Genomic DNA, 21434 nt, shown 5'->3' with positions numbered 1-21434 from the left:
GAGAAAAAGACGTTCCGCCTTTTCAGGCGGAGCGTCTTTTTTCATGCCGTCACGGCAGCAGGTCGCTATCGCGCTTGACGCCTAGAATCTTGTACTCCGGCTCGGGTCCGTACAGTTTGGAGTTGACCATGAACCAGCGGAACAGATGCGTGACGAACACCTTGAGCACGGCATAGCCGGGCACGGCCAGGATGATGCCGAGGAAGCCGAACAGCTTGCCTGACGTCAGGATGACGAAGATGATCGTGATCGGATGGATCTTGAGCGACTTGCCCATCACCTGCGGCGAGATGAACTTGCCCTCGATCAGCTGCACGATCGTCCAGACGGCGATCATCTTGAGCAGCATGATCGGCGAGGTGAACGCCGCTACGACGAGCGCAGGCGTGATCGCGATCGCCGGCCCGATGTACGGCACGACCGCCGTGCACGCGGCGACGATGGCGAGGATGAGCGAGTACTCGAGCCCGATGACGAGATAGCCGACGTACAGCAGGCAGCCGATGCAGATGCTGACGATGATCTGGCCGCGGATGTACGAGCTGATCTGGTCATTGGACTCGCTCAGCACGCGGCGCGTTTCCGGACGCAGCCCCGTCGGCAGCAGCTTGAGGATGAACTCCGGCAGCCTGCGGCCGTCCCTCAGCATGTAAAACAGGATGAACGGCAGCGTCACGAGCGCGAGCACGAACTCCGTCACGGTGCCGAGGAAGCCGCCGATGTTGGTCAGCGTCGTCTGCACGATCGAGCCGGCGCGCTGGGACACCTCCCGGGCGAGCTGCTGCGGATCGAAGTTGAACTCCCGTTGAAGCTCCGTCACGGTATCGTTGCCGAGATAGCGCGCGAACGTGTCCTGCACGTACTTCGTATAGGCAGGCACGTTGTCGATCAGTCCCTGGATCTGCTCCCGGACGACGGGAACGACGATCGTGACGAGCAGCGTCAGCAGGCCGAGGATGATGACGTAGAGCGCCGCGATGATCCAGCCTCGCTTCATGCCTCTCTTTTCCATCCAGTCGACGAGCGGATTGAGCAGATAATAGGCGACTCCGGCCAGCAGGAGCGGCAGCAGCACCGTCTTCACCAGGACGATCAGCGGAGCGAAGATGAACGTGATATGCGCCAGGACGTAGACGTTGACGCTGACCAGAAGCAGGACGAGCAGAAACAGGACGAACTTGTTGTTGATGAAAAAGGTGCGGAATCGGTTGAAGCGCGCTTCTTCCTGGCGCTCCTGCTGGATTTGGTCCAAAAGGCTTCCCTCCAATTATGCCAAGTATTGCTGTTCCCCACATCATAATCATCCGGCCCTGCGACTGCAAATACTAAGCGGGCCATGACGCTCTTATACGGGTGGGAAAGCCTTCTGGATTCAGCTTTCATCCCTTTACGAATCCGCACCGTTCCGTTTATAATAAGGTTAAAGCGGTTTTTGAAATGAAGTTTTACTGTGTGAAACCATGCCTGACCGATGCCTGTTTGCCGGAAGTTCCGCCCCCCGGCGCTTCGTCATGTCCGGCCGGCCGCGTTTCACGCCTGCCTGGAGTCGCCCACCCGACGCTCCCGCAGCCACACTTTCGTTTCATCAATTGCAAATCCGCCTGAGGGGAGCATAAGCCTGATGCCATTGCAGAACCAGTATTCTGTCCGTTCCACGCTGGAAGTCGGCGGCAAGTCGTACACGTACTACCGCCTGGAAGGCCTGGAAGAGAAGGGACACGGATTCATCTCCAAGCTGCCTGTCTCCATTAAAGTCCTGCTCGAGGGCGCCATCCGCCAGTTCGACGGACGCGGCATTACCGCCGACCACGTCTCGCAGCTCATGAACTGGGCTCAGAAGCGCGAGGACAAGGAAATCCCGTTCATCCCCGCCCGCATCGTGCTGCAGGATCTGACCGGCGTGCCGGTCGTCGTCGACCTGGCCGCCATGCGCGAGACCGTCAAGAAAAACGGCGGAGATCCGAAAAAGATCAATCCGCTCGTGCCGGTCGACCTCGTCATCGACCACTCCGTCATGGTCGACGCGTTCGGCTCGCCGGACGCGCTTGAGATCAACCAGCGCATCGAGTTCGAGCGCAACGCCGAGCGCTACAAGTTCTTCCGCTGGGCGCAGACCGCGTTCGACAACTTCCGGGCCGTGCCGCCGGATACGGGCATCGTCCACCAGGTCAACCTGGAGTATCTCGCCTCTGTAGCCGCGACCAAGGTCATCGACGGCGAGACCGTCGTCTTCCCGGACTCCCTCGTCGGCACCGACTCCCACACGACGATGATCAACGGCCTTGGCGTCGTCGGCTGGGGCGTCGGCGGCATCGAGGCGGAAGCCGGCATGCTCGGCCAGCCGCTCTACTTCGTCGCGCCTGAAGTCATCGGCTTCAAGCTGACGGGCATGCTCGCCGAGGGCGCGACCGCGACCGACCTGGCGCTGACCGTCACCGAGATTCTCCGCAAGCGCGGCGTCGTCGGCAAGTTCGTCGAGTTCTTCGGCCCCGGCCTGTCCAACATCAGCCTGCCGGACCGCGCGACGGTCGCCAACATGGCTCCGGAGTACGGCGCGACGGTCGGCTTCTTCCCGGTCGATGCGATCACGCTGAACTTCCTCCGCCAGACGGGCCGCACCGAGGAGCAGATCGAGCTCGTCGAAGCGTACTACAAGGCGCAAGGCATGTTCCGCACCGACGATACGCCGGACCCGACGTTCACCGACGTCATCGAGCTTGACCTGTCCACGATCGTGCCTTCCCTGGCCGGTCCGAAGCGTCCGCAGGACCGCATCGAGCTGACCGCCATGAAGGAAGCTTGGAACAGCACCGTGCGCACGCCGGTCGACAAGGGCGGCTACGGCCTGTCCGACGCCAAGATCGAGGAAGTCGTCGAGATCAAGCATGCGAACGGCAAAGTGAGCAAGATGGGAACGGGCGCCGTCGTGCTCGCCGCCATCACGAGCTGCACGAACACGTCCAACCCGAGCGTCATGCTCGGCGCCGGCCTCGTCGCCAAAAAGGCCGTCGAGAAAGGCCTCGTGAAGCCGGAGTACGTAAAAAGCTCGCTGACGCCAGGCTCGCTCGTCGTCACCGACTACCTCGTGAAGGCTGGACTGCTGCCGTACCTCGAGCAGCTCGGATTCCATGTGGCCGGCTACGGCTGCGCGACGTGCATCGGCAACTCCGGTCCGCTGCCGGAGGATGTCAGCCAGGCGATCGCCGACAACGACATGACCGTCGCGGCCGTCCTGTCCGGCAACCGGAACTTCGAGGGCCGCATCCATGCCCAGATCAAGGCGAACTACCTGGCGTCCCCGCCGCTCGTCGTCGCCTATGCTCTGGCCGGCACGGTCAACATCGACTTCGCGAACGAGCCGATCGGCCACGATCAGCAAGGCGAGCCGGTCTACCTGCGCGACATCTGGCCTTCCTCCGAGGAGATCGCCAATGCCGCCAGCTCGGCGATCACGCCGCAGATGTTCCGCGACAAGTACGACAACGTCTACACGCATAACGAGCGCTGGAACCAGATTCCGGTGCCGGAAGGCGAGCTGTACGAGTGGGATGAGAATTCCACCTACATCGCCAACCCGCCGTTCTTCGAGAACCTGGCGGACGGCATCCGCGACGTCGCGGACATCAAGCATGCCAAGACGCTGCTCCTGATGGGCGATTCCGTCACGACGGACCACATCTCCCCGGCCGGCAGCATCCGCGCCGACTATCCGGGCGGCAAGTACCTCCTGGAGCACGGCGTCGAGAAGAAGGACTTCAACTCCTACGGCTCCCGTCGCGGCCATCATGAGGTCATGGTGCGCGGTACGTTCGCGAACATCCGCATCCGCAACCAGGTCGCTCCGGGCACCGAGGGCAGCTTCACGACCTACCTGCCGACCGACGAAGTGACGTCCGTCTACGAAGCCTCGATGAAGTACCAGGCCGACAAGACGAACCTGATCGTCATCGGCGGCAAGGAATACGGCACCGGCAGCTCCCGCGACTGGGCCGCCAAGGGCACGTTCCTGCTCGGCGTGAAGGCCGTCATCACCGAGAGCTTCGAGCGGATCCACCGCGCGAACCTCGTCGGCATGGGCGTCCTGCCGCTCTGCTTCCAAGAAGGCCAAGGCTGGAAGACGCTCGGCATCACCGGCCGCGAGACCTTCGACATCGAAGGCCTCACGAACGACGTGAAGCCTGGCGACCAAGTGACCGTCACCGCGACCCGCGAAGACGGCAGCAGCTTCCAGTTCCAGGTTACGGTACGTCTGGACTCCCTCGTGGAGGTCGACTACTACCGCAACGGCGGCATCCTGCAGACCGTTCTGCGCCAGATGCTGAGCGAGCAGAAGTAAGATTTTTCCCTTTCCGCGCCGGAAGCATCCGCTTCCGGCGCTTTTTTTGTATTCCGCTCCCGATCCGAGTAGAAATGGTCCCAGCTGAACGACGAGCGCTCCTGCAGCAGAGCGTCCAACATCGCCAAGACATCCTCCTTCGATCGAATTTCCTCTGCTCCCATTGAACTTCACCCCTTCTCAGCTCTACATATCCTGCTTTCATTCGACAGCATTCGACTTCATAAAACGCTTGGCAAGCATCCAAAGAAGCAGATTTAGCGCTTCAACCGAAAAAAGCAATTCCTTCCTAATTCTACCTGAAGTCCTACTCCGGCACATCCTCCCCGGGACTTAATGATGAGATGCCGTGAGCTTTCCTTGAACTTTCACTTCTAAAGAATCAATTGTTACTTTTTAGAATTTTCTGTATTTACGAACGATTTCTCCCGTGATAGATTTATTCACACGGCTGCAATCTGGAAATATCAGATCGGTTATTGCCGAATAAATTAATGGGGGTGCATAAATAATCTCTTTTCATGCGGTTTAGCTTTGTTTAATCTGCACTTACTAAAAAAACGAATTGGAGTGAATTAATTTCATGAAAAGATCCGTCTCGGCCCTGCTGGGAAGCATTTTGCTGCTTTCTTCCGTTTCTTTGGTTAACGCCGCCCCTTCGATGAGCGTCATTCCCGAGGATTCGCTCGCGCCTCAATTCATCGGCGGCGATACGAATGCGGCTGCCGCTGGCGGCACATCCGAGGATAAGGTATGGGCTTTCCTGCGCAGCCAGCAGACGAAGCTCGGCCTGACGACGTCCGATCTCAAGACCGCCTTCCAAATCAAGGACAAGCAGCTGGACGCGGGGTCCGGCATCGAGCATTTCCGCCTCCAGCAGGTCGTGAACGGCGTCCCGGTCTACGGCGCCGATCAGACGATCCATGTCGACAACAAAACCGGAAAAGTGACCTCCTTCCTCGGCGCCGTCATTCCTTCCAAAAAGCAGGAGCAGTTCGCCGCGAAGGCGCTCCAGCCGCAGCTCAGCCCGACCGACGCCATCGCCGTCGCGACCGCGGAAGCCGCCTCGCGGATCGGCAGCCTCGGAGCCTCGGAAAAGGCGCCTTCCGCTCAGCTGTTCGTCTACGCCGAAAACGGAGCGAACAATCTGGTGTACGAGACGGAAGTGAACGTGCTGGAGCCTGAAGCGCTCCGCACCCGCTATCTGATCGATGCCGTCGACGGCCATATCGTGCTGCAATACGACCTGCTGCAGCATGCGACCGGCACCGGCACCGGCGTCGCTGGCGATACGAAGACGTTCCAGACGACGCTGTCCGGAAGCACGTATCAGCTCAAGGACACGACGCGCGGCAACGGCATCTCGACGTATACGGCTTCGAACCGCACCTCCTTGCCGGGCACGCTGCTGACCGACAGCGACAACGTCTGGTCGGACCGCGCGGCGGTCGACGCGCATGCGTACGCCGGCCAGGTGTACGACTTCTTCAAGAACAAGTTCGGCCGCAACAGCCTCGACGGCAACGGCTTCGCGATCCGCTCTACGGTCCACTACAGCTCGAGGTACAACAACGCTTTCTGGAACGGCTCGCAGATCGTATTCGGCGACGGCGACGGAACGACATTCACCTATCTGTCCGGGGACCTGGACGTCATCGGCCACGAGCTGTCCCACGGCGTCATCGAATACACGTCGAACCTGCGCTACCTGAATGAATCCGGCGCCCTCAACGAATCCTATGCGGACGTGCTCGGCAATTCCATCCAGGCGAAAAACTGGCTGATCGGCGACGACATCTACACGCCTGGAGTCGCCGGCGACGCGCTGCGCTCGATGTCCAACCCGACGCTGTACGGCCAGCCGGACCATTACGCCAACCGCTACACCGGCACGGCCGACAACGGCGGCGTCCATACGAACAGCGGCATCACGAACAAAGCGTTCTACCTGCTCGCCCAAGGCGGCACCCATAACGGCGTGACCGTCGCCGGCATCGGCCGCGACGCCGCCGTGAACATCTTCTACAACACGGTCGCCTACTACCTGACGTCCACGTCGACGTTCGCTTCCGCCAAAAACGCCTCCATCCAGGCGGCGAAGGACCTGTACGGCACGAGCTCTCCGTATGTGACGTCTGTGACTAATGCGTTCCGCGCCGTCGGCCTTTAGCTCCGCTACGGATTGACGGCAGCGTTCCGCGCCGTCGGCCTTTAGCTCCGCTACGGGTTGACGGCAGCGTTCCGCGCCGTCGGCCTGTAGAAACCGGCGAGGCGATTGGACGCTGCGGCGAAGCGGGTAGAAGGAGAAGATCCGACCATCCCGTCCGCAAAGGAGAATCGCCATGACCGCACCGAAAGAACCGATGCCCTCTCCCGCCGAGCTGCCGGCCCGCTCGGTCGACGCCATCGAGGAGCTGGCCGGGAGCCACCCCGGCCAGCGCCGCGCGCATGCCCGCGGCATCTGCGCCCGCGGCGTGTTCACGCCAAGCGGCGAGGCCGCCCGCCTGACCGGCGCCGCGCATCTGCAGCGGGAGCCGAGCGACGTCGTAGTGCGCTTTTCCAATAGCGCCTCCGACCCGTCGACGAGGGACCTGCTCTCTCCCGCCAAAGGAATGGCCGTGCAGTTCCAGCGCCCCGACTCCGCCGGCGTAAAGCCGGTCATCGTGGCGGTGACCGCGTCCGTGTTCGTCGCCCGTACGCCGGAGTCGTTCCTCGAGATGATGCTCGCCGCTCGCGATCTGGCCCGCGACGGCTTGTCCGTCAAGGAGCGGCTGAAGTCGCTGCTCGGAAGCTTTCCCCATGCCGGCGAGGCGCTGACGATCCTCTCCGAGCTGAAGCCGCCCGCGAGCTTCGCCTCCGTGCCGTACCATTCGATCCATGCGTTCTACCTCGTCGACGGCGAGGGGCGCAAGCAGCCGGTCAAGTACGAGTGGATCCCGGATGCCGAGGTGGCCTATCTGCCTCTGCTGAAGACGGCGGCAGCAAGCAAGGACTACCTGGAGGACGAGCTGCGCGAGCGGCTGGAGAAGCTGCCGGCCGGCTTCACGCTGCGGATCGCGCTTGGCGAGCCGTGGGATCCGGTGGACGACTCCAGCGCGCGCTGGCCGGCCGATCGGCCGACGCTCGATATCGGCCATCTGTCGATTGCGGAGCTGACGGACGAGCCGGCAGGGCTGCTCATGGACCCGACCGCGACCGGGCAAGGGATCGAGATTACCCCCGATCCGATTCTGAGCTTCCGCCGCGAGGCGTACGCGGTCAGCTATGAGCGCCGCATGAAGGGCATTTAGCCGGCGCAAATGTCAAAAAAACAGCCTGCGGACCGATCGGTCCGCAGGCTGTTTGGTTTTGGCATGCCGATATTTTGGAATGAATGGCAAAAGCTGCTCTCGGCGTCCGAAACCCGCTCCTCTGCCGTTAGTAGGTCAGTCCCCACTGGGCGCGGATCCGATCCATCGTCTCCAGGATGCGGACGCTCTCGGCGATCGGCATGATCTCGCTGGACGTCCGGCCCTCGCGCAGGGCGTCCATCGCCTCCTCCGCCTCGAACGCATAGCCGTTGCAGACGCGGCCGTCCTCGAACACGACCGGCTCCTCGCCCTTCACGCGCAGCTCCGCCCCGCGGCTCCAGAGGAAGCCGGGGATGCGGATGCGGCCCTTGGTGCCGTAGATCCAGGCGTCGTTCTCCATCTCCAGCCGGATCGAGCCGTGCAGCGAGGCCGCGCGGCCGTCGCCGTAGCCGAGCAGCAGCGAGAACTGCTCGTCGACGCCCGTCTCGCCGATGCGCGCGACGCTCTCGATCCGCTCTGGCTGCGCGCCGAAGACGAACGAGGCGAACGACACGGGATAGATGCCGGCATCGAGCAGCGTGCCGCCGCCGAGGTCCTTGTTCAGCAGCCGCCCGTCCGGATTCCATCCGGCGTCGAAGCCGAACTCGGCCTTGAGCAGCCGCACCTCGCCGATCGCTCCCTCGTCCAGCCAACGCCGCGCCTGGCGGATCGCCGGCAGGAAGCGCGTCCACATCGCCTCCATCACGAACACGCCCTTGGACTCGGCCAGGCCGGCGATCTCCCGCGCCTCGGCCGCGTTCATCGCCAGCGGCTTCTCGCACAGCACCGGCTTGCCCGCCGCCAGAGCGGCGAGCGCATGCTCCTTGTGCACGGGATGGACCGTGCCGATGTAGACGATGTCGACCTCGGGATCGGCAGCCAGCTCCTCGATGCTGCCGTGCGTCTTTGCGATGCCGAACTTGCCGGCGAACGCCGCCGTCTTGTCCGGATCGCGTCCGGCTACGGCCGCGAGCTCCGCTCCTTGCGCGTGCGCCAGGTCCTTGGCGAAGCCTTCCGATATGCCGCCCGGCCCCATGATGCCCCAGCGGATCGTCTTTTTGCCTTCCATGCGCTCAGCTCCTGTCGGATAGTGATTGCCTTTCCTTACCCGAAATCAAAGATGCTTCATCACGATCCGCTCCACATGCTCCAGATGGGCCTGCATCTCGGCGGCGGCGAGCGCTTCGTCGCCCGCCTCCACCGCCAGCAGGATGCGCTCATGCGCGTCGGCGAGCCTTCCTGCGACCTCGCGGCTCGCATACAGCTCCGTCCGGCGCACGGCGCGGATCGCCCGCTCGATCGGCGCCATCAGCGACTCGTACAGCCGCGCCATCATGCGGTTGCCGGTCGCATGGGCCAGCGCCAGATGGAACTCCATGTCGTAGCGCTCGCCCTCGAGGTCGTCGCCGAGCGTGCCGCTCATGCCCTCGGCCAGCTCGCGCAGCCGGGCGACGTCGTCCGCGCTGCGCTTGCGGGCCGCGAGCGCGACGTTCGCCAGCTCCAGCGAGCGCCTCGCCTCCAGCAGCTCCAGCAGCTCCTCGCGCGTCGCGCCGGCGGCCGCGAGCAGCGGCGGCAGGCCGCCCGCCCGCTCTTCCGGCGGACGCACGACGCTGCCGCCGCCCTGGCGGATGTCGATGTAGCCCATCGCCTTGAGCGCGCTCAGCGCCTCCCGCATCGTCGACCGCCCGACGCCGAAGCGCTCCGACAGCTCGCGGGCCGAGGGCAGCTTGTCGCCCGGCTTGACGCTGCCGTCGTCGATCAGCCGGCGCAGCTGCCCGGCGATCGCTTCATAGTGATTTTGCTTGTTCAGCGGCTTTACCTCCACGGCTGCCGTCCCCCTTTGCCCTCCATGCTACCCGATGAGCAGGATCGTGACAATGCCGGGGCCGTGCACGCCGATCGTCAGGTCGTTCTCGATGTCGGCCGAGCGGCTCGGTCCGGAGATGAAATGCACGCCCGCCGGCATCGCCTCCCGTCCCGCCTCGTCGAGCGGCAGCAGCAGCTCGCCGAGCCGGGTGGCGAGCCGCTCGCGCGGCAGCACGACGAACAGCGCCGTCGGCAGCAGGCTGACGCTGCGCCCCTTGTGGGGAGCGGAGCGGACGCACACCGAGCCGGTGTACGCCGCCGCTCCGTCGGCGAGCACGACGCCGAAGTCGGCTTCCGCCGCCCGCGGCAGCCAGCTCTCGCGGCCTGCGCCGTCCTCGTTCCAGACGCGCACCTCGCAGCCTTCGGGCTCGAGCGCGGGCTCCAGGCCGAGCCGCGCGAGCTCCGCCTCGTCCTGCCGCAGGATGCGCCGCGCCTTCATCTCCCGCGCCTGCTCGGCGATGAAGCGGCCCGCCGCCTCCAGGTCCGGCAGCTCCGCGAGCTTGCCTCCCGCCGCCTCGAAATGCTCGCGCAGCTTGGCCGCCCGCTCCTCCGGGCTCCACTGGAACTCGCGCCAGAACGCAGGCGCGCCGCGCCGCGGCTGCACCGGCCGCTCCAGCTGCCGCGGCCGGCCGAGCTTGGCCGCGATGCCGTCCATGAACGCCTGCTGGCGCCGCTTGGACTGCTCCTCCAGCTCGCTCAGCCATTCGCGCCGACTCGCGGCCGACTCCGGCGGCGCCGTGCCGCCGGGCGGCTCGGCTTGCGCCGACTCGCTCTGGCCAGCCGATGCGGCCGCTTGAGTTGCCGCTTCCGGCGGCGCCGCGCTTTCGCGAGTCGACGCAGTCGATTGAGCGGCCGAATCCACCGCCCGGCCGGCTCCGACGCCCTCGCCGCCTGCGGCGCTAGCTTGCTGCCGCTTCATGTCCTCACCCATGCGAGTCTCCTCCTTTGCGCCCGCCCCGGCGCGCGAGCTCCTCCAGCCGGTTTTTCACCGCCGGGTCCATCTCCCGCAGCTCCCCCGTCAGCTCCTGCTCCAGCGTGCTCCACCGCTTGCGGAAAGGCTGCTTCGCCAGCGTCGGCGTCACGCGATACTTGTTCCAGCCCTTCAGCGGCCCGAGCCGCAGCCGGATCTCCCCGCCGCGGGCGACGAGCCGCTGGCCGAGCCGTCCCGCTCCGAGCGCCGCGCCCATGAGGCCGGCGCGGCCGGCGACCGCTCCGAAGCCTTTCATGCCCAGCGTCTCAAGCGCATCGGCGCGGCCGGCCTCGACCTTGCGCCGCCGCAGCGACACGAGCATGTCATGCAGCGGGATCTTGACCGGACACGCCTCATAGCAGGCGCCGCACAGGCTCGATGCGCTCGCGATGTCGTCCCACTCGGCGACGTTGCTCTTGAGCGCCGGCGTCAGCACCGCTCCGATCGGTCCGCTGTACGTGCCGCCGTAGGCATGGCCGCCGATGTGGCGGTACACCGGGCAAGCGTTCAGGCAAGCCCCGCAGCGGATGCAGTTGAGCAGCTCCTGGAATTCCGGGTCGCCGAGCTGGTTGGAGCGCCCGTTGTCGAGGATGATGAGGTGCATCTCCTCCGGACCGTCGGCGTCGTCCGCGCGCTTCGGCCCCGTGATGCCCGACATGTAGACGGTCAGCCGCTGGCCGGTGGCCGAGCGCGGCAGCAGCGTCGCCATCGTTTCGAGATCCTCCCAGGAGGGGATGATCCGCTCCATGCCCATGAGGGTGATCTGCGTTTTCGGCACGGTCGACACCATGCGGGCGTTGCCTTCATTTTCAAAAAGCACCATCGACCCCGTCTCCGCGATCGCGAAGTTGCAGCCGGTCATGCCGATGTCCGCCTCGAGGAACTTCTCGCGCAGCTTGCGCCGCACGAAGCCCGCGAGGATCGTCGTATCCGGCGGCAGCGTCTCGCCCGCCTCGGCCGACAGCAGCTCGGCGATCTGGTAGCGGTTCTTGTGGATCGCCGGGATGATGATATGCGACGGCGTCTCGCCCGCCAGCTGGATGATGTACTCGCCGAGGTCCGTCTCCACCGCCTCGACGCCGATCGACTCCAGCGCATGGTTGAGATGGAGCTCCTCGGTGACCATCGACTTGGACTTGACGACCGAGCGCGCTCCGGCCGACTCCGCGATCGCGAGCGACAGCGACACCGCCTCCTCGGCGGTCGACGCGAAATGCACCTGGACTCCGTTCGCCCGCGCGTTGTCCGCGAACAGGTTCAAGTAATAGTCCAGATGCGCGATCGTATGCAGCCGGATCTGCCGCCCTTGCTCGCGCCATTCGTCCCAATGGCCATGCGCCTCGGACGCCGCCTTTTTGCCCGAGCGCAGCCGCTCGGTCGTGAACTTGACCGCCTGGCGGAGGAACTCGTCGTTCAGCGCCAGTCCAGCCCGCTCGCGCACCGTGTCCGGCTGCGCTGGCTTGGCCTGCTCCTTGATCATCCGACTCTCGCTCCTTCCTCCAGCAGCTCCGCCAGATGCAGCACGCGAACCGGCTCGCCCCGGCGGCGCAGGTTGCCGGCGATGTTCATCAGGCAGGCCATGTCGAGGCCGACGAGCACCTCGGCTTCCGTCTCTTTCACATGGTCGGCCTTTTCCGTCACCATCGCGCCGGAGATATCCGCCATCTTGACCGCGAACGTGCCGCCGAACCCGCAGCAATCCTCGGCGAAAGGCAGCGGCACGAGCTGCAGCCCATCGACGCCGCGCAGCAGCTCGAGCGGCTCCTCCTTGACGCCGAGCAGACGGCTGCCGTGGCAGGACGGATGGTAGGTCACCTTATGCGGGAAGCGCGCCCCGATGTCGGTCACGCCGAGCACCTGCACGAGGAACTGAGTGAACTCGTATGTTTTGGAGCGGAGCTCCCGCGCCTCGCGCAGCGCCTCCGGCTCGTCCTTGAACAGCTCCTCGTAGTGATGGACCATGTACGTGCAGGAGCCGGACGGCGAGACGACGAAATCGCTGTCCCGGAATGCGGCGAGGATCGTGCGGGCGGTCTTGCGCGCCTCGTCCCAATAGCCGCTGTTGTACGCCGGCTGTCCGCAGCAGGTCTGGACTTTGGGAAAGTCCAGCTTGACGCCTTGCCGCGCCAGAATGCGCGCCATCGCTTCGCCGACCCGGGGATAGATCGCATCGCTCAGGCAGGTGATGAACAGGGAAACTTTCATGAGTGCACCTCTCCGTCAATTGGTCAGGTTGTCAGACAAGTTGAGTTGATGCCATTATACGCCAGCCTGCTTCGCCGCGCTAGAGCGAATTGCGCCGAGGGGCTGCTTCGGGAGAGCCCTCGTCCTCGTCCGCTCTCGCTGGCGGCGCTGCGGATCGAGCTTCCTTCGGGCGACTGCAACCCGATTTTTTTCGGGTTGCAGCCTTAGATTCGCCCTCTCGCACGCCTGGAACCCGACTTTTTCGGGTTGCAGCCTTAGATTCGCTCTCTCGGGCGACTGCAACCCGATTTATTCGGGCTATCGCCGACGGAACGCTCACCTCGGTGCCCAGTAACCCGATTTTTTCGAATTATTGCCCACTGATCGCTCACTTCGGAGCCCAGTTACTCGGTCTTTCCGCGCAACTCCCCTGCTCCGCACCCTCTTCGAGCCCAGTTACTCGGTTTTTCCGCGTTATTCCCCCGCTCCGCACTCTCTTCGAGCCTAGTTACTCGGTCTTTCCGCGCAACTCCCCTGCTCCGCACCCTCTTCAAGCCCAGTTACTCGGTTTTTCCGCGTTACTCCCACGTCCGGTCACTCTGTTCGAGCCCAGTTGCTCGTTTTTTCCGCGCAACTTGCAGGAAAACAAAAAAGGGACGAAGCCGAGCATAGCTCAGCTCATCCCTTCCCTTCTAGAACACCACGCTGAGCCGCCACTCAGTGGCACACCCAGCGGAGCAGCGCATCTCCTAGCATCGCCTACTCAGGATCCGTGCCTGCGACCGGCTCATCCGGCTCCGCCTGCCGCGTACCTCCGTCGGCTCACCCAGCCCCGCCTTCCGCCGGCTCCTCCTGCTAAGCGCGGCGCGCCCGGCGGCGGCCCAAGGCCAGCCCCGCGCCATAAACGGCGAGGAGCAGCGCCATCGACAGCGCCGCCCAGCGGTACATGACCGCATAACCGGTCGCGGCCGCGACGGCGCCGAGCAGCATCGAGCCGACCGCGACGCCGAGGTCGGTCGAGTTGTAGAACAAGCTGTTCGCCGACGCCTGGCGGGCAACCGGCATGCTGCGCAGCATCCACGCCTGCGCGGTCGGCTGAATCGAGCCGAAGCCGAGTCCGTACAGCAGCGCCGAGAGCAGCAGCAGCCCGGTCGTATCGGACCAGCTGAGCAGCAGCAGGCCGCCCATCAGCAGCAGCGAGGCCGCGGGCAGCACCGCGAGATGCCCGAAGCGGTCGAACAGCCGGCCGGCGATCGGCCGCACGAGCAGGATGGCGACGGCGTTCAGCAGAAAGAAAAGGCCGATATTCGGCAAGCCCATTTCCCGTCCGAACAGCACCAGGTAGCTCAGCAGGCCGCCATAGGTAACCGCCATCAGCGTATTCAGCAGCGCGGGCAGCCAAGCTGGCCCCGCCTCGCTGCGCCCGAGCTCCTCGCGCGCTCCTGCCGCTGCCGAGCCGACGCTCGCCCTCTCCGCGGCCGTGCCTCCGATTGCCGCAGCAGGCACTCTGACCCGGACCGGCGGGATAGCTCGAAAAACGAGCAGCAGCGGAATGATGACGAGCGAGGACGCCGCTCCCGCCAGCGACAGCGCGCGGAAGCCGAGGCCGTCCATGATCGACAGGCCGATCATCGGACCGAGCGACATGGCCATGCTGCTGGAAAGGCCGAAGTAGCCGACCCCCTCCCCCATCCGCCGCGGCGGAATGATGCCGGTCACCAGCGTCGGCAGCACGGTGCTGGCCATGCCGAAGCCGATGCCGAACAGCACGCGCAGCGCCAATAGCGCTCCGATGCCCGACACGGCCGAAAAGCCGAGCGTCGCCAGCGCGGATACAGCCAATCCCGCGAACAGCACGATGTTGCGCGAGATGCGGCCGAGCATCCACGCCGTCGCGAAGCGGGCGGCGATCGCCGCGAGCGCGAACAGGCTCGTCACGAGGCTGATGACGAACGGTCCCGGCGCGAAGCGCTCTTCGACATACGAGGGCAGCGGCGACATGAGCATTTGCAGGCAAAGGAACATGAGGAACGCTCCGATCGTCAGCACGATGAACGAGCGTGTCCATAACGGCTCCTTGCGCAGCGTCAGCGGCTCAGCGCTCATCGGCTTCCTCCTGCGCCTCAGCCAAGGACGATGCCGGCGGCTGCACGATGCGCTGCAGTAGCTGCCGCAGCTGCGCCCGATCTTCCTCCGTCAGCGCGCGGAGGCCGATGTCGAGCGCCTTGCGCTCGACCGGCCTGGTCTCGGCCAGCAATCGCTCGCCCTGAGCCGTCGCATGGATCCGCTGCGAGCGCCGGTCCTTCGGATCGGGCTGCTTGACGATCAGTCCCTTTGCCTCAAGCAGCTCCAGAATGCGCGTCGTCGTCGGCTTGTCTTTTCCGGTCAGCTCGCCAAGCTCCCTCTGGATCCGGCCTCCGCGCTCGCAGATCCGTGCGAGCATCGACCACTGTTCCGGCGTAATATCCCAGTCGCGCAGCTGCTGCAGCAGCGTCAGGCTCACCTTTCGGTAAGCCGCTCCGAGCAAAAATCCGATCGAATCGTCCAGACCGGCGCCGGACGCCGGACCAGATCGAGGATGAGTCAAGTCTTCTGATTCATGCATGATGGCCTTCCTTCTTTCTGTCCTGTTCATTAGTTGTCACAACAACTATACGCCTTTGAACGAAAAGGGTCAACCTGCGGGCATGGCGCCATGATACAATGGCCATCATAACGACAAGAAAGCGAGTCCTTCCATGTCCTCGAAAGCCGCCCTCCGGTGGCTGGCTGCAGCCGCTGCCGCCGCCGTCGCCTATGTGCTCTACAAATCCTATCTGGCCGACCCGCAGGCGGCCGGCTTTCTGGCGCTCAAGCCGCCCGGACAAGGGCCGGACAAGCTCGGCTCATGGCTGGCCGTGCTGCAGCTCCACATCGCCGCCGCCTGCGCGGCGACCGCTTGCGGCCTGCTCGGCTTCGCTCCGGCCGGCCGCCGCACGCCGCGACGCTTGCCGTTTCACCGCTGGAACGGCTATCTCTATTTCATCTGCGTCTTCCTCGTCTGCTTGACTTCAGGCTACATGGCGCCGTATGCGACCGGAGGCAAATGGGCCAGCGTCCCGTTCAACCTGCTCAACATGCTGTGGCCGGCGATCACGCTGCTCGCCATCCTTCGCGCCCGCAAGCGGCGGCTGGCCGCCCACAAGCGGCTGATGATCCGCAGCTATGCCTTTTGCTTCAACAACATGACGCTGCATCTGTTCACCGGCTTGTTTACGGGCTTGCTTGAACTGCCCTATGCCGCCGGCTATGCGGCCGCGCTTTACGCCAACATCGCCTTCCTGCTGCTCGCAGGCGAGCTCGCTATCCGAATGCTGCGGGTGCCCCGAGATGAAGGAGGCCGCGCTTGAGGAAAAGGATGCCGCAAGCGCGGCCCTTTTTCGGACCGGGAAATGACGACCGGGAATAGAATTGGAACTTGGCCGCCCCGCTCCGAATCCGCTTCAGCTTCAGCGAAAGCTGAAGCTTATTCCCGTTTCAACCGGTAGTCCAGGATCGGCCAACCTCTTTTGCATCGAAAATAGGATTCATTTTGCATAAGAAAATAACCTTTTTAACGTAAACTCGATCTTTCATCCGCAAATCCGACTGAATAGTTTGAATATTTTACCCTTTTAAACTACGTCAATAAACCTAACTCCATCTAGCATTGGCATCCATAAATGGGACTAAAGCCTCTTCCTCTTGCTCAAATGAAGCGCTTCCATATCAATTAAAACAAATAAATATCTGTAATAATGAGTATTTATTCACTATTTACGAACACACAGCTTTTGATTTACAATCAGTGTCACGAAATATGACGTATTTTCTTGCAGCTTTGCCGTTGTCCTCCTTTATTTCTCAAAAAAAGAAATTAAATCAACGCATTGCTTTCATGATGCATCAACGCATTAAAGTAAATAACATCCAAAACGTCATGAGGGAGAGATGGCATGGCACCGAGCCTGCTGGAATTGACAGACCTGCATACGCACTTCGCCACCGATCGCGGAGAGCTGCCGGCCGTGGACGGGATCGACCTGACGATCCGCTCCGGCGAGATTGTCGGCATCGTCGGAGAATCCGGCTGCGGCAAAAGCGTCACCTCCCTGTCGATCATGCGGCTGCTGCCCGAGCCGCTTGCCCGCTATGCGGGCGGATCGATCCGCTTCAAGGGCGAGGATCTGCTCCGCGCCAAGGAAAAGCGCATGAAGCAGGTGCGCGGCAACGAAATCTCGATGATTTTCCAGGAGCCGATGACCTCGCTCAACCCGCTGCTGACGATCGGCGAGCAGATCGGCGAGACGCTGCGCGTCCACCGTCCGGTAGGGCGCAAGGATGCCGCAGCGAAGGCGGTCGAGATGCTGCGCAAGGTCGGCATCCCCCGCGCCGAGGGCGTCGCCAAAGCTTATCCGCATCAGCTGTCCGGCGGCATGCGCCAGCGCGTCATGATCGCCATCGCGCTTTGCTGCGAGCCGGAGCTGCTCATTGCCGACGAGCCGACGACAGCGCTCGACGTGACGATCCAGGCCCAGATCCTCGACCTGATGAAAACGCTCAATCGCGAGACGGGCACGGCGATCATGATGATCACCCACGATCTCGGCGTCGTCGCCGAGCTATGCGAGCGGGTCGTCGTCATGTACGCCGGCAAGATCGTCGAGGAAGGCTCCGTCCACGATATTCTGACGGACCCGCGCCATCCGTACACGCAAGGACTGATCCGCTCCATCCCGCGTCTGGACGAGGAGCGCGAACGGCTGTACTCGATCCCCGGCCAGGTTCCGCGGCCCGGCGCGATCGCCCAGGGCTGCCGCTTCGCCCCGCGCTGCGAGCATGCGATGCCGATCTGCGGCGAGCAGCTGCCGGAGCTGATCGCGGGCGCCCGGCCGGCCCATCGCTCGCGCTGCTGGCTGAACACGGCCCAGGAGGTGGCGAATTGAACGCGGCGTCGAAGATCGAAACAACCCCGCAGGCCGAAGCGCTGCTCGAAGTCGAGGAGCTCCGCACCCATTTCCCGATCCGCAGCGGCCTGTTGCAGCGGGTATCCGGCCATGTGAAGGCCGTCGACGGCGTGAGCTTCCAGGTCCGGCGCGGCGAATCGTTCGGCATCGTCGGGGAGAGCGGCTGCGGCAAGTCGACGACCGGCCGCTCGCTGCTGCGGCTGCTGGAGCCGACGAGCGGACGGGTCCGTTTCGACGGCGAAGACTTCCTTGCCTTGAAGGACGAGGCGCTGCGGCGCAAGCGCCGGGACATGCAGATGATTTTCCAGGATCCGTTCGCCTCGCTCAACCCGCGGCACCGCATCGGCAAGATCCTCGAGGAGCCGCTGATCGTGCACGGCATCGGCAGCGCGGCGGAGCGCCGCGAGCGGGTCGCCCGTACGATGGAGACGGTCGGCCTCAGCGCCTGGCAGCTCGACCGGTATCCGCATCAGTTCTCGGGCGGCCAGCGGCAGCGCGTCGCGATCGCGCGGGCGCTCATGCTGGAGCCCAAGCTGATCGTCGCCGACGAGCCGGTATCCGCGCTCGACGTGTCGATCCAGTCGCAGATCCTCAACCTGATGCAGGACCTGCGGGAGCAGATGGGGCTGACGTACGTGTTCATCGCCCATGACCTGAGCGTCGTGAAGCATTTTTGCGACCGGGTCGCGGTCATGTACCTCGGCCGGGTCGTGGAGATCGCGGACAAGCGCGGCCTGTACCGGGAGCCCCGGCATCCGTACACCAAGGCGCTGCTGTCCGCGGCTCCCAGCCCGGTGCCCGGCGCGGCCGCCGAGCGGATCGTGCTGCAGGGCGACGTGCCCAGCCCCGCGAACGTGCCGGAGGGCTGCGTGTTCCACACGCGCTGCCCGGTCGCGATGGACGTCTGCCGCTCGCAGCGGCCTCCGCTGAAGATCGACGGCGAGGGACATGGAACGGCTTGTCATCTCTATCCTTGAGGCTCGAAGGCAGAGATTTCAACATCATACAGCAAGGCATAGACCACACTCGGCATCAACCAACGACAAGGGGAGGAATCGATCTTGACCATCATCAAAGGCACCAAATGGACTTCCACCACGGCGATGCTGCTCGCCGCGACGCTCGCCTTCGCCGGCTGCAGCGGCAACAGCAATGCGCCTGCGGCACAAAACGGCGGCGCGACCGGCAGCCCGGCGCCGACCACGAGCACGGCTCCGTCCGATGGAGCGGCCAGCTCCCAGGACACGCTCATCGTCGCTCGCGGCGGAGACTCCGCCGCGCTCGATCCGGCCATCGTCACCGACGGCGAATCGACCAAGGTGACGGAGCAGATTTTCGAAGGGCTGCTGTCCTACAAACCGGGCACGACCGAGGTCCAGCCTGCGCTCGCCGAGAGCTATGAGGTGTCGGACGACGGCCTCACCTACACGTTCAAGCTGCGCCAAGGCGTCAAGTTCCATGACGGCACCGACTTCAACGCCGACGCCGTCGTCTTCAACTTCAACCGCTGGAGCGATCCGAACAGCCCGAACAAGTACGAGGGCGACTCGTTCTACTATTACGACTCGATGTTCGGTCCGGAAGGGTCGCGCGTCATCAAGGAAGTGAAGGCGATCGATCCGGCCACCGTGCAGTTCACGCTGAACAAGCCGCAGGCGCCGTTCCTGCAGAACATCGCCATGCCGTCGTTCGGCATCGCGTCGCCCAAGGCGGTCGAGGAGAAGAAGGACAAGTTCAAGAGCGAGCCGGTCGGCACCGGGCCGTTCGTCTTCAAGGAGTGGAAGCGCAGCGAGTCGATCACGGTCGAGAAGAATCCGAACTACTGGCAGTCCGGCCTGCCGAAGCTGGCGCGCGTCATCATCACCGTCATCCCGGACAACTCGGCTCGCCTGACGGCGCTGCAGAACGGCGAGATCGACCTGATGGAGGGCGTCAACCCGGACGACCTCGGCACGCTGGAGAGCAACGCCGAGCTGCAGAGGATCGAGCGTCCGTCGTTCAACGTCGGCTACGTCGGCTTCAACCTGAAGAAAAAGCCGTTCGACGATCCGAAGGTGCGCGTCGCCCTCAGCCACGCCGTCAACAAGGAAGGCATCATCAGCGCCTTCTACGCCGGCCTCGCTGAAGCGGCGGTCAACCCGATGCCGCCGAGCACGCTCGGCTGGAACGCGGACGTCAAGGATTATCCGTACGATCTCGAAAAGGCGAAGCAGCTGCTCGCCGACGCCGGCTACCCGAACGGCCTGCCGGAGGAGATGGTGTTCTACGCCATGCCGGTCGCGCGCCCGTACATGCCGGACGGCAAGAAGGTGGCCGAAGCGATCCAGGCCGACTTCGCCAAGATCGGCGTCAAGACGCGCATCGAATCGCCGGAGTGGGCGACCTATCTCGACGACGCGAAGGATGGCGAGAAGGACGACCTGTTCATGCTCGGCTGGAACGGCGACAACGGCGATCCGGACAACTTCCTGTTCACGCTGCTGCACAAGGATACGATCGGCAGCAACAACTACAGCTTCTATTCCAATGAAGAAGTGAACAAGCTGCTGAGCGAAGGCCAGGCCGAGACGGATCCGGCCAAGCGCGAGGAGCTGTACAAGCAGGCGCAGGTGCTGATCAAGCAGGACGCGCCGTGGATTCCGCTCGTGCACTCGACGCCGCTGCTGGCGGGCAAGGCGAATCTCAAGGGCTACGTGCCGTCGCCGACCGGCGGGGAGCCGTACAGCGAAGTCTATTTCGAGTAGGCCGATATGCTGAACTATGCGATTCGCCGCCTGCTGATGCTCGTCCCCGTGCTGCTCGGCATGACGGTCATCGTGTTCATGATCATCCGGGCCATCCCCGGCGATCCGGCTGAGGTCATCCTCGGGGAAAAGGCCAGCCCGCAATCGAAGGAAGCGCTCCGTCAGGAGCTGAAGCTCGACGAGCCGCTGTACGTCCAGTACGGCGACTATCTCGGCAAGCTGCTGAGCGGCGACCTCGGCAAGTCAATCCGCAGCAAGGAGCCGATCGCCACCGAGATCGGGCCGTACCTGGCGGCGACGCTGGAGCTGACGGCGTTCGCGATGCTGTTCGCGATTGTCGTTGGCGTCAACGCCGGCATCGTCAGCGCCTGGCGGCAGAACTCCTGGTTCGACTATGCCAGCATGCTGATCGCCCTCGTCGGCGTGTCGATGCCGATCTTCTGGCTCGGCCTGATGGAGCAGTGGATCTTCGCGCTGGAGCTCAAATGGCTGCCGTCGATCGGCCGCGCGAATCCGCGCGACCCGGTCGACGCCGTCACCGGCCTGTACCTGATCGACACGCTCGTCGCCGGACGGTTCGACCAGTTCGGCACCGTGCTCAAGCATCTGGTCCTGCCGGGCGTCGCGCTCGGCACGATCCCGATGGCGATCATTGCGCGCATGACGCGCTCGAGCATGCTGGAGGTGATGCGCTCCGACTACATCCGCACCGCCAAGGCCAAAGGACTGTCGCAGCTCGCGCTCATCTACAAGCATGCGCTGCGCAACGCCTTCATCCCGGTGCTGACCGTCATCGGCCTGCAGTTCGGCCTGCTGCTCGGCGGCGCGGTGCTGACCGAGACGATCTTCGCCTGGCCGGGCATCGGGCGTTACATCTTCGACGCGATCAGCTCGCGCGACTATCCGGTCATCCAGTCCGGCATCCTGATCATCGCGTTCCTCTTCGTCCTCATTAATCTGCTGGTCGACCTGCTCTACGCGGCGGTCGATCCGCGCATCAGCTATAAGTAGGAGGGGTAT

At 64.0% G+C, this 21434-nt stretch carries 16 protein-coding genes; 8 read left to right on the top strand and 8 right to left on the bottom strand.

Going from position 1 to position 21434, the window contains the following annotated elements; genetic code table 11:
* Positions 1-49 precede the first annotated feature (49 nt).
* Complete coding sequence (locus tag NYE40_RS05860; RefSeq protein WP_323744190.1) at positions 50-1252, bottom strand: AI-2E family transporter; 1203 nt, start codon at positions 1250-1252, stop codon at positions 50-52.
* A gap of 369 nt (positions 1253-1621) precedes the next feature.
* Here NYE40_RS05860 and acnA point away from each other — a divergent pair, with 369 nt between their 5' ends.
* The 3 genes from acnA to NYE40_RS05845 all read left to right on the top strand — a co-directional run bounded on the left by acnA (position 1622) and on the right by NYE40_RS05845 (position 7626).
* Entirely contained in the window at positions 1622-4336 is a 2715-nt protein-coding gene (gene acnA / locus NYE40_RS05855) for an aconitate hydratase AcnA (protein WP_153782999.1), read from the top strand.
* A gap of 583 nt (positions 4337-4919) precedes the next feature.
* A complete protein-coding gene (locus NYE40_RS05850; protein WP_028597858.1) occupies positions 4920-6506 on the top strand; it encodes a M4 family metallopeptidase in 1587 nt (528 codons plus the stop codon).
* A 172-nt stretch (positions 6507-6678) separates the two neighbouring features.
* The gene (locus NYE40_RS05845) at positions 6679-7626 is read left to right on the top strand and encodes a catalase (RefSeq protein WP_084136725.1); all 948 of its coding nucleotides are present in this window, start codon (positions 6679-6681) and stop codon (positions 7624-7626) included.
* Between the two features lie 127 nt (positions 7627-7753).
* Here the strand turns inward: NYE40_RS05845 and NYE40_RS05840 are convergent, their stop codons facing one another.
* From NYE40_RS05840 to NYE40_RS05810, 7 genes are all read right to left on the bottom strand, one after another.
* Positions 7754-8734: a Gfo/Idh/MocA family oxidoreductase gene (locus NYE40_RS05840; RefSeq protein ID WP_028597856.1), complete on the bottom strand. Its 981-nt coding sequence runs from the start codon at positions 8732-8734 to the stop codon at positions 7754-7756.
* A 45-nt stretch (positions 8735-8779) separates the two neighbouring features.
* A complete protein-coding gene (locus NYE40_RS05835) occupies positions 8780-9490 on the bottom strand; it encodes a FadR/GntR family transcriptional regulator (RefSeq protein ID WP_028597855.1) in 711 nt (236 codons plus the stop codon).
* Between the two features lie 27 nt (positions 9491-9517).
* Positions 9518-10231, bottom strand: a complete 714-nt coding sequence (locus tag NYE40_RS05830; protein ID WP_028597854.1) for an LUD domain-containing protein — start codon at positions 10229-10231, stop codon at positions 9518-9520.
* 223 nt (positions 10232-10454) lie between these two features.
* On the bottom strand, positions 10455-11981 hold the full coding sequence (locus tag NYE40_RS05825) for a LutB/LldF family L-lactate oxidation iron-sulfur protein (RefSeq protein ID WP_052333012.1): 1527 nt from the start codon (positions 11979-11981) through the stop codon (positions 10455-10457).
* Positions 11978-12706, bottom strand: coding sequence for a (Fe-S)-binding protein (locus NYE40_RS05820; RefSeq protein WP_028597852.1), 729 nt, complete (start codon positions 12704-12706; stop codon positions 11978-11980). Before NYE40_RS05820 ends, NYE40_RS05825 begins: the two co-directional genes overlap by 4 nt.
* Before the next feature lie 834 nt (positions 12707-13540).
* Positions 13541-14791, bottom strand: a complete 1251-nt coding sequence (locus NYE40_RS05815) for an MFS transporter (protein WP_339279519.1) — start codon at positions 14789-14791, stop codon at positions 13541-13543.
* Positions 14781-15290, bottom strand: coding sequence for a MarR family winged helix-turn-helix transcriptional regulator (locus tag NYE40_RS05810; RefSeq protein WP_052333011.1), 510 nt, complete (start codon positions 15288-15290; stop codon positions 14781-14783). The genes NYE40_RS05815 and NYE40_RS05810 overlap by 11 nt, the downstream gene beginning before the upstream one ends.
* 133 nt (positions 15291-15423) lie before the next feature.
* Here NYE40_RS05810 and NYE40_RS05805 point away from each other — a divergent pair, with 133 nt between their 5' ends.
* From NYE40_RS05805 to NYE40_RS05785, 5 genes are all read left to right on the top strand, one after another.
* Complete coding sequence (locus tag NYE40_RS05805; protein WP_101808654.1) at positions 15424-16074, top strand: DUF2306 domain-containing protein; 651 nt, start codon at positions 15424-15426, stop codon at positions 16072-16074.
* 585 nt (positions 16075-16659) lie between these two features.
* Positions 16660-17649: an ABC transporter ATP-binding protein gene (locus tag NYE40_RS05800; RefSeq protein ID WP_153782990.1), complete on the top strand. Its 990-nt coding sequence runs from the start codon at positions 16660-16662 to the stop codon at positions 17647-17649.
* A complete protein-coding gene (locus tag NYE40_RS05795; protein WP_228551303.1) occupies positions 17646-18647 on the top strand; it encodes a dipeptide ABC transporter ATP-binding protein in 1002 nt (333 codons plus the stop codon). The genes NYE40_RS05800 and NYE40_RS05795 overlap by 4 nt, the downstream gene beginning before the upstream one ends.
* A gap of 126 nt (positions 18648-18773) precedes the next feature.
* On the top strand, positions 18774-20414 hold the full coding sequence (locus tag NYE40_RS05790; protein ID WP_101809427.1) for an ABC transporter substrate-binding protein: 1641 nt from the start codon (positions 18774-18776) through the stop codon (positions 20412-20414).
* Positions 20415-20420: 6 nt separating this feature from the next.
* The gene (locus tag NYE40_RS05785) at positions 20421-21425 is read left to right on the top strand and encodes an ABC transporter permease (protein ID WP_153782989.1); all 1005 of its coding nucleotides are present in this window, start codon (positions 20421-20423) and stop codon (positions 21423-21425) included.
* Positions 21426-21434: the final 9 nt, after the last annotated feature.

The sequence above is a fragment of the Paenibacillus sp. FSL W8-1187 genome (genome assembly GCF_037965485.1).
Lineage (GTDB): Bacteria > Bacillota > Bacilli > Paenibacillales > Paenibacillaceae > Paenibacillus_O > Paenibacillus_O pasadenensis.
This window is presented reverse-complemented; position numbering and strand designations above follow the sequence as displayed.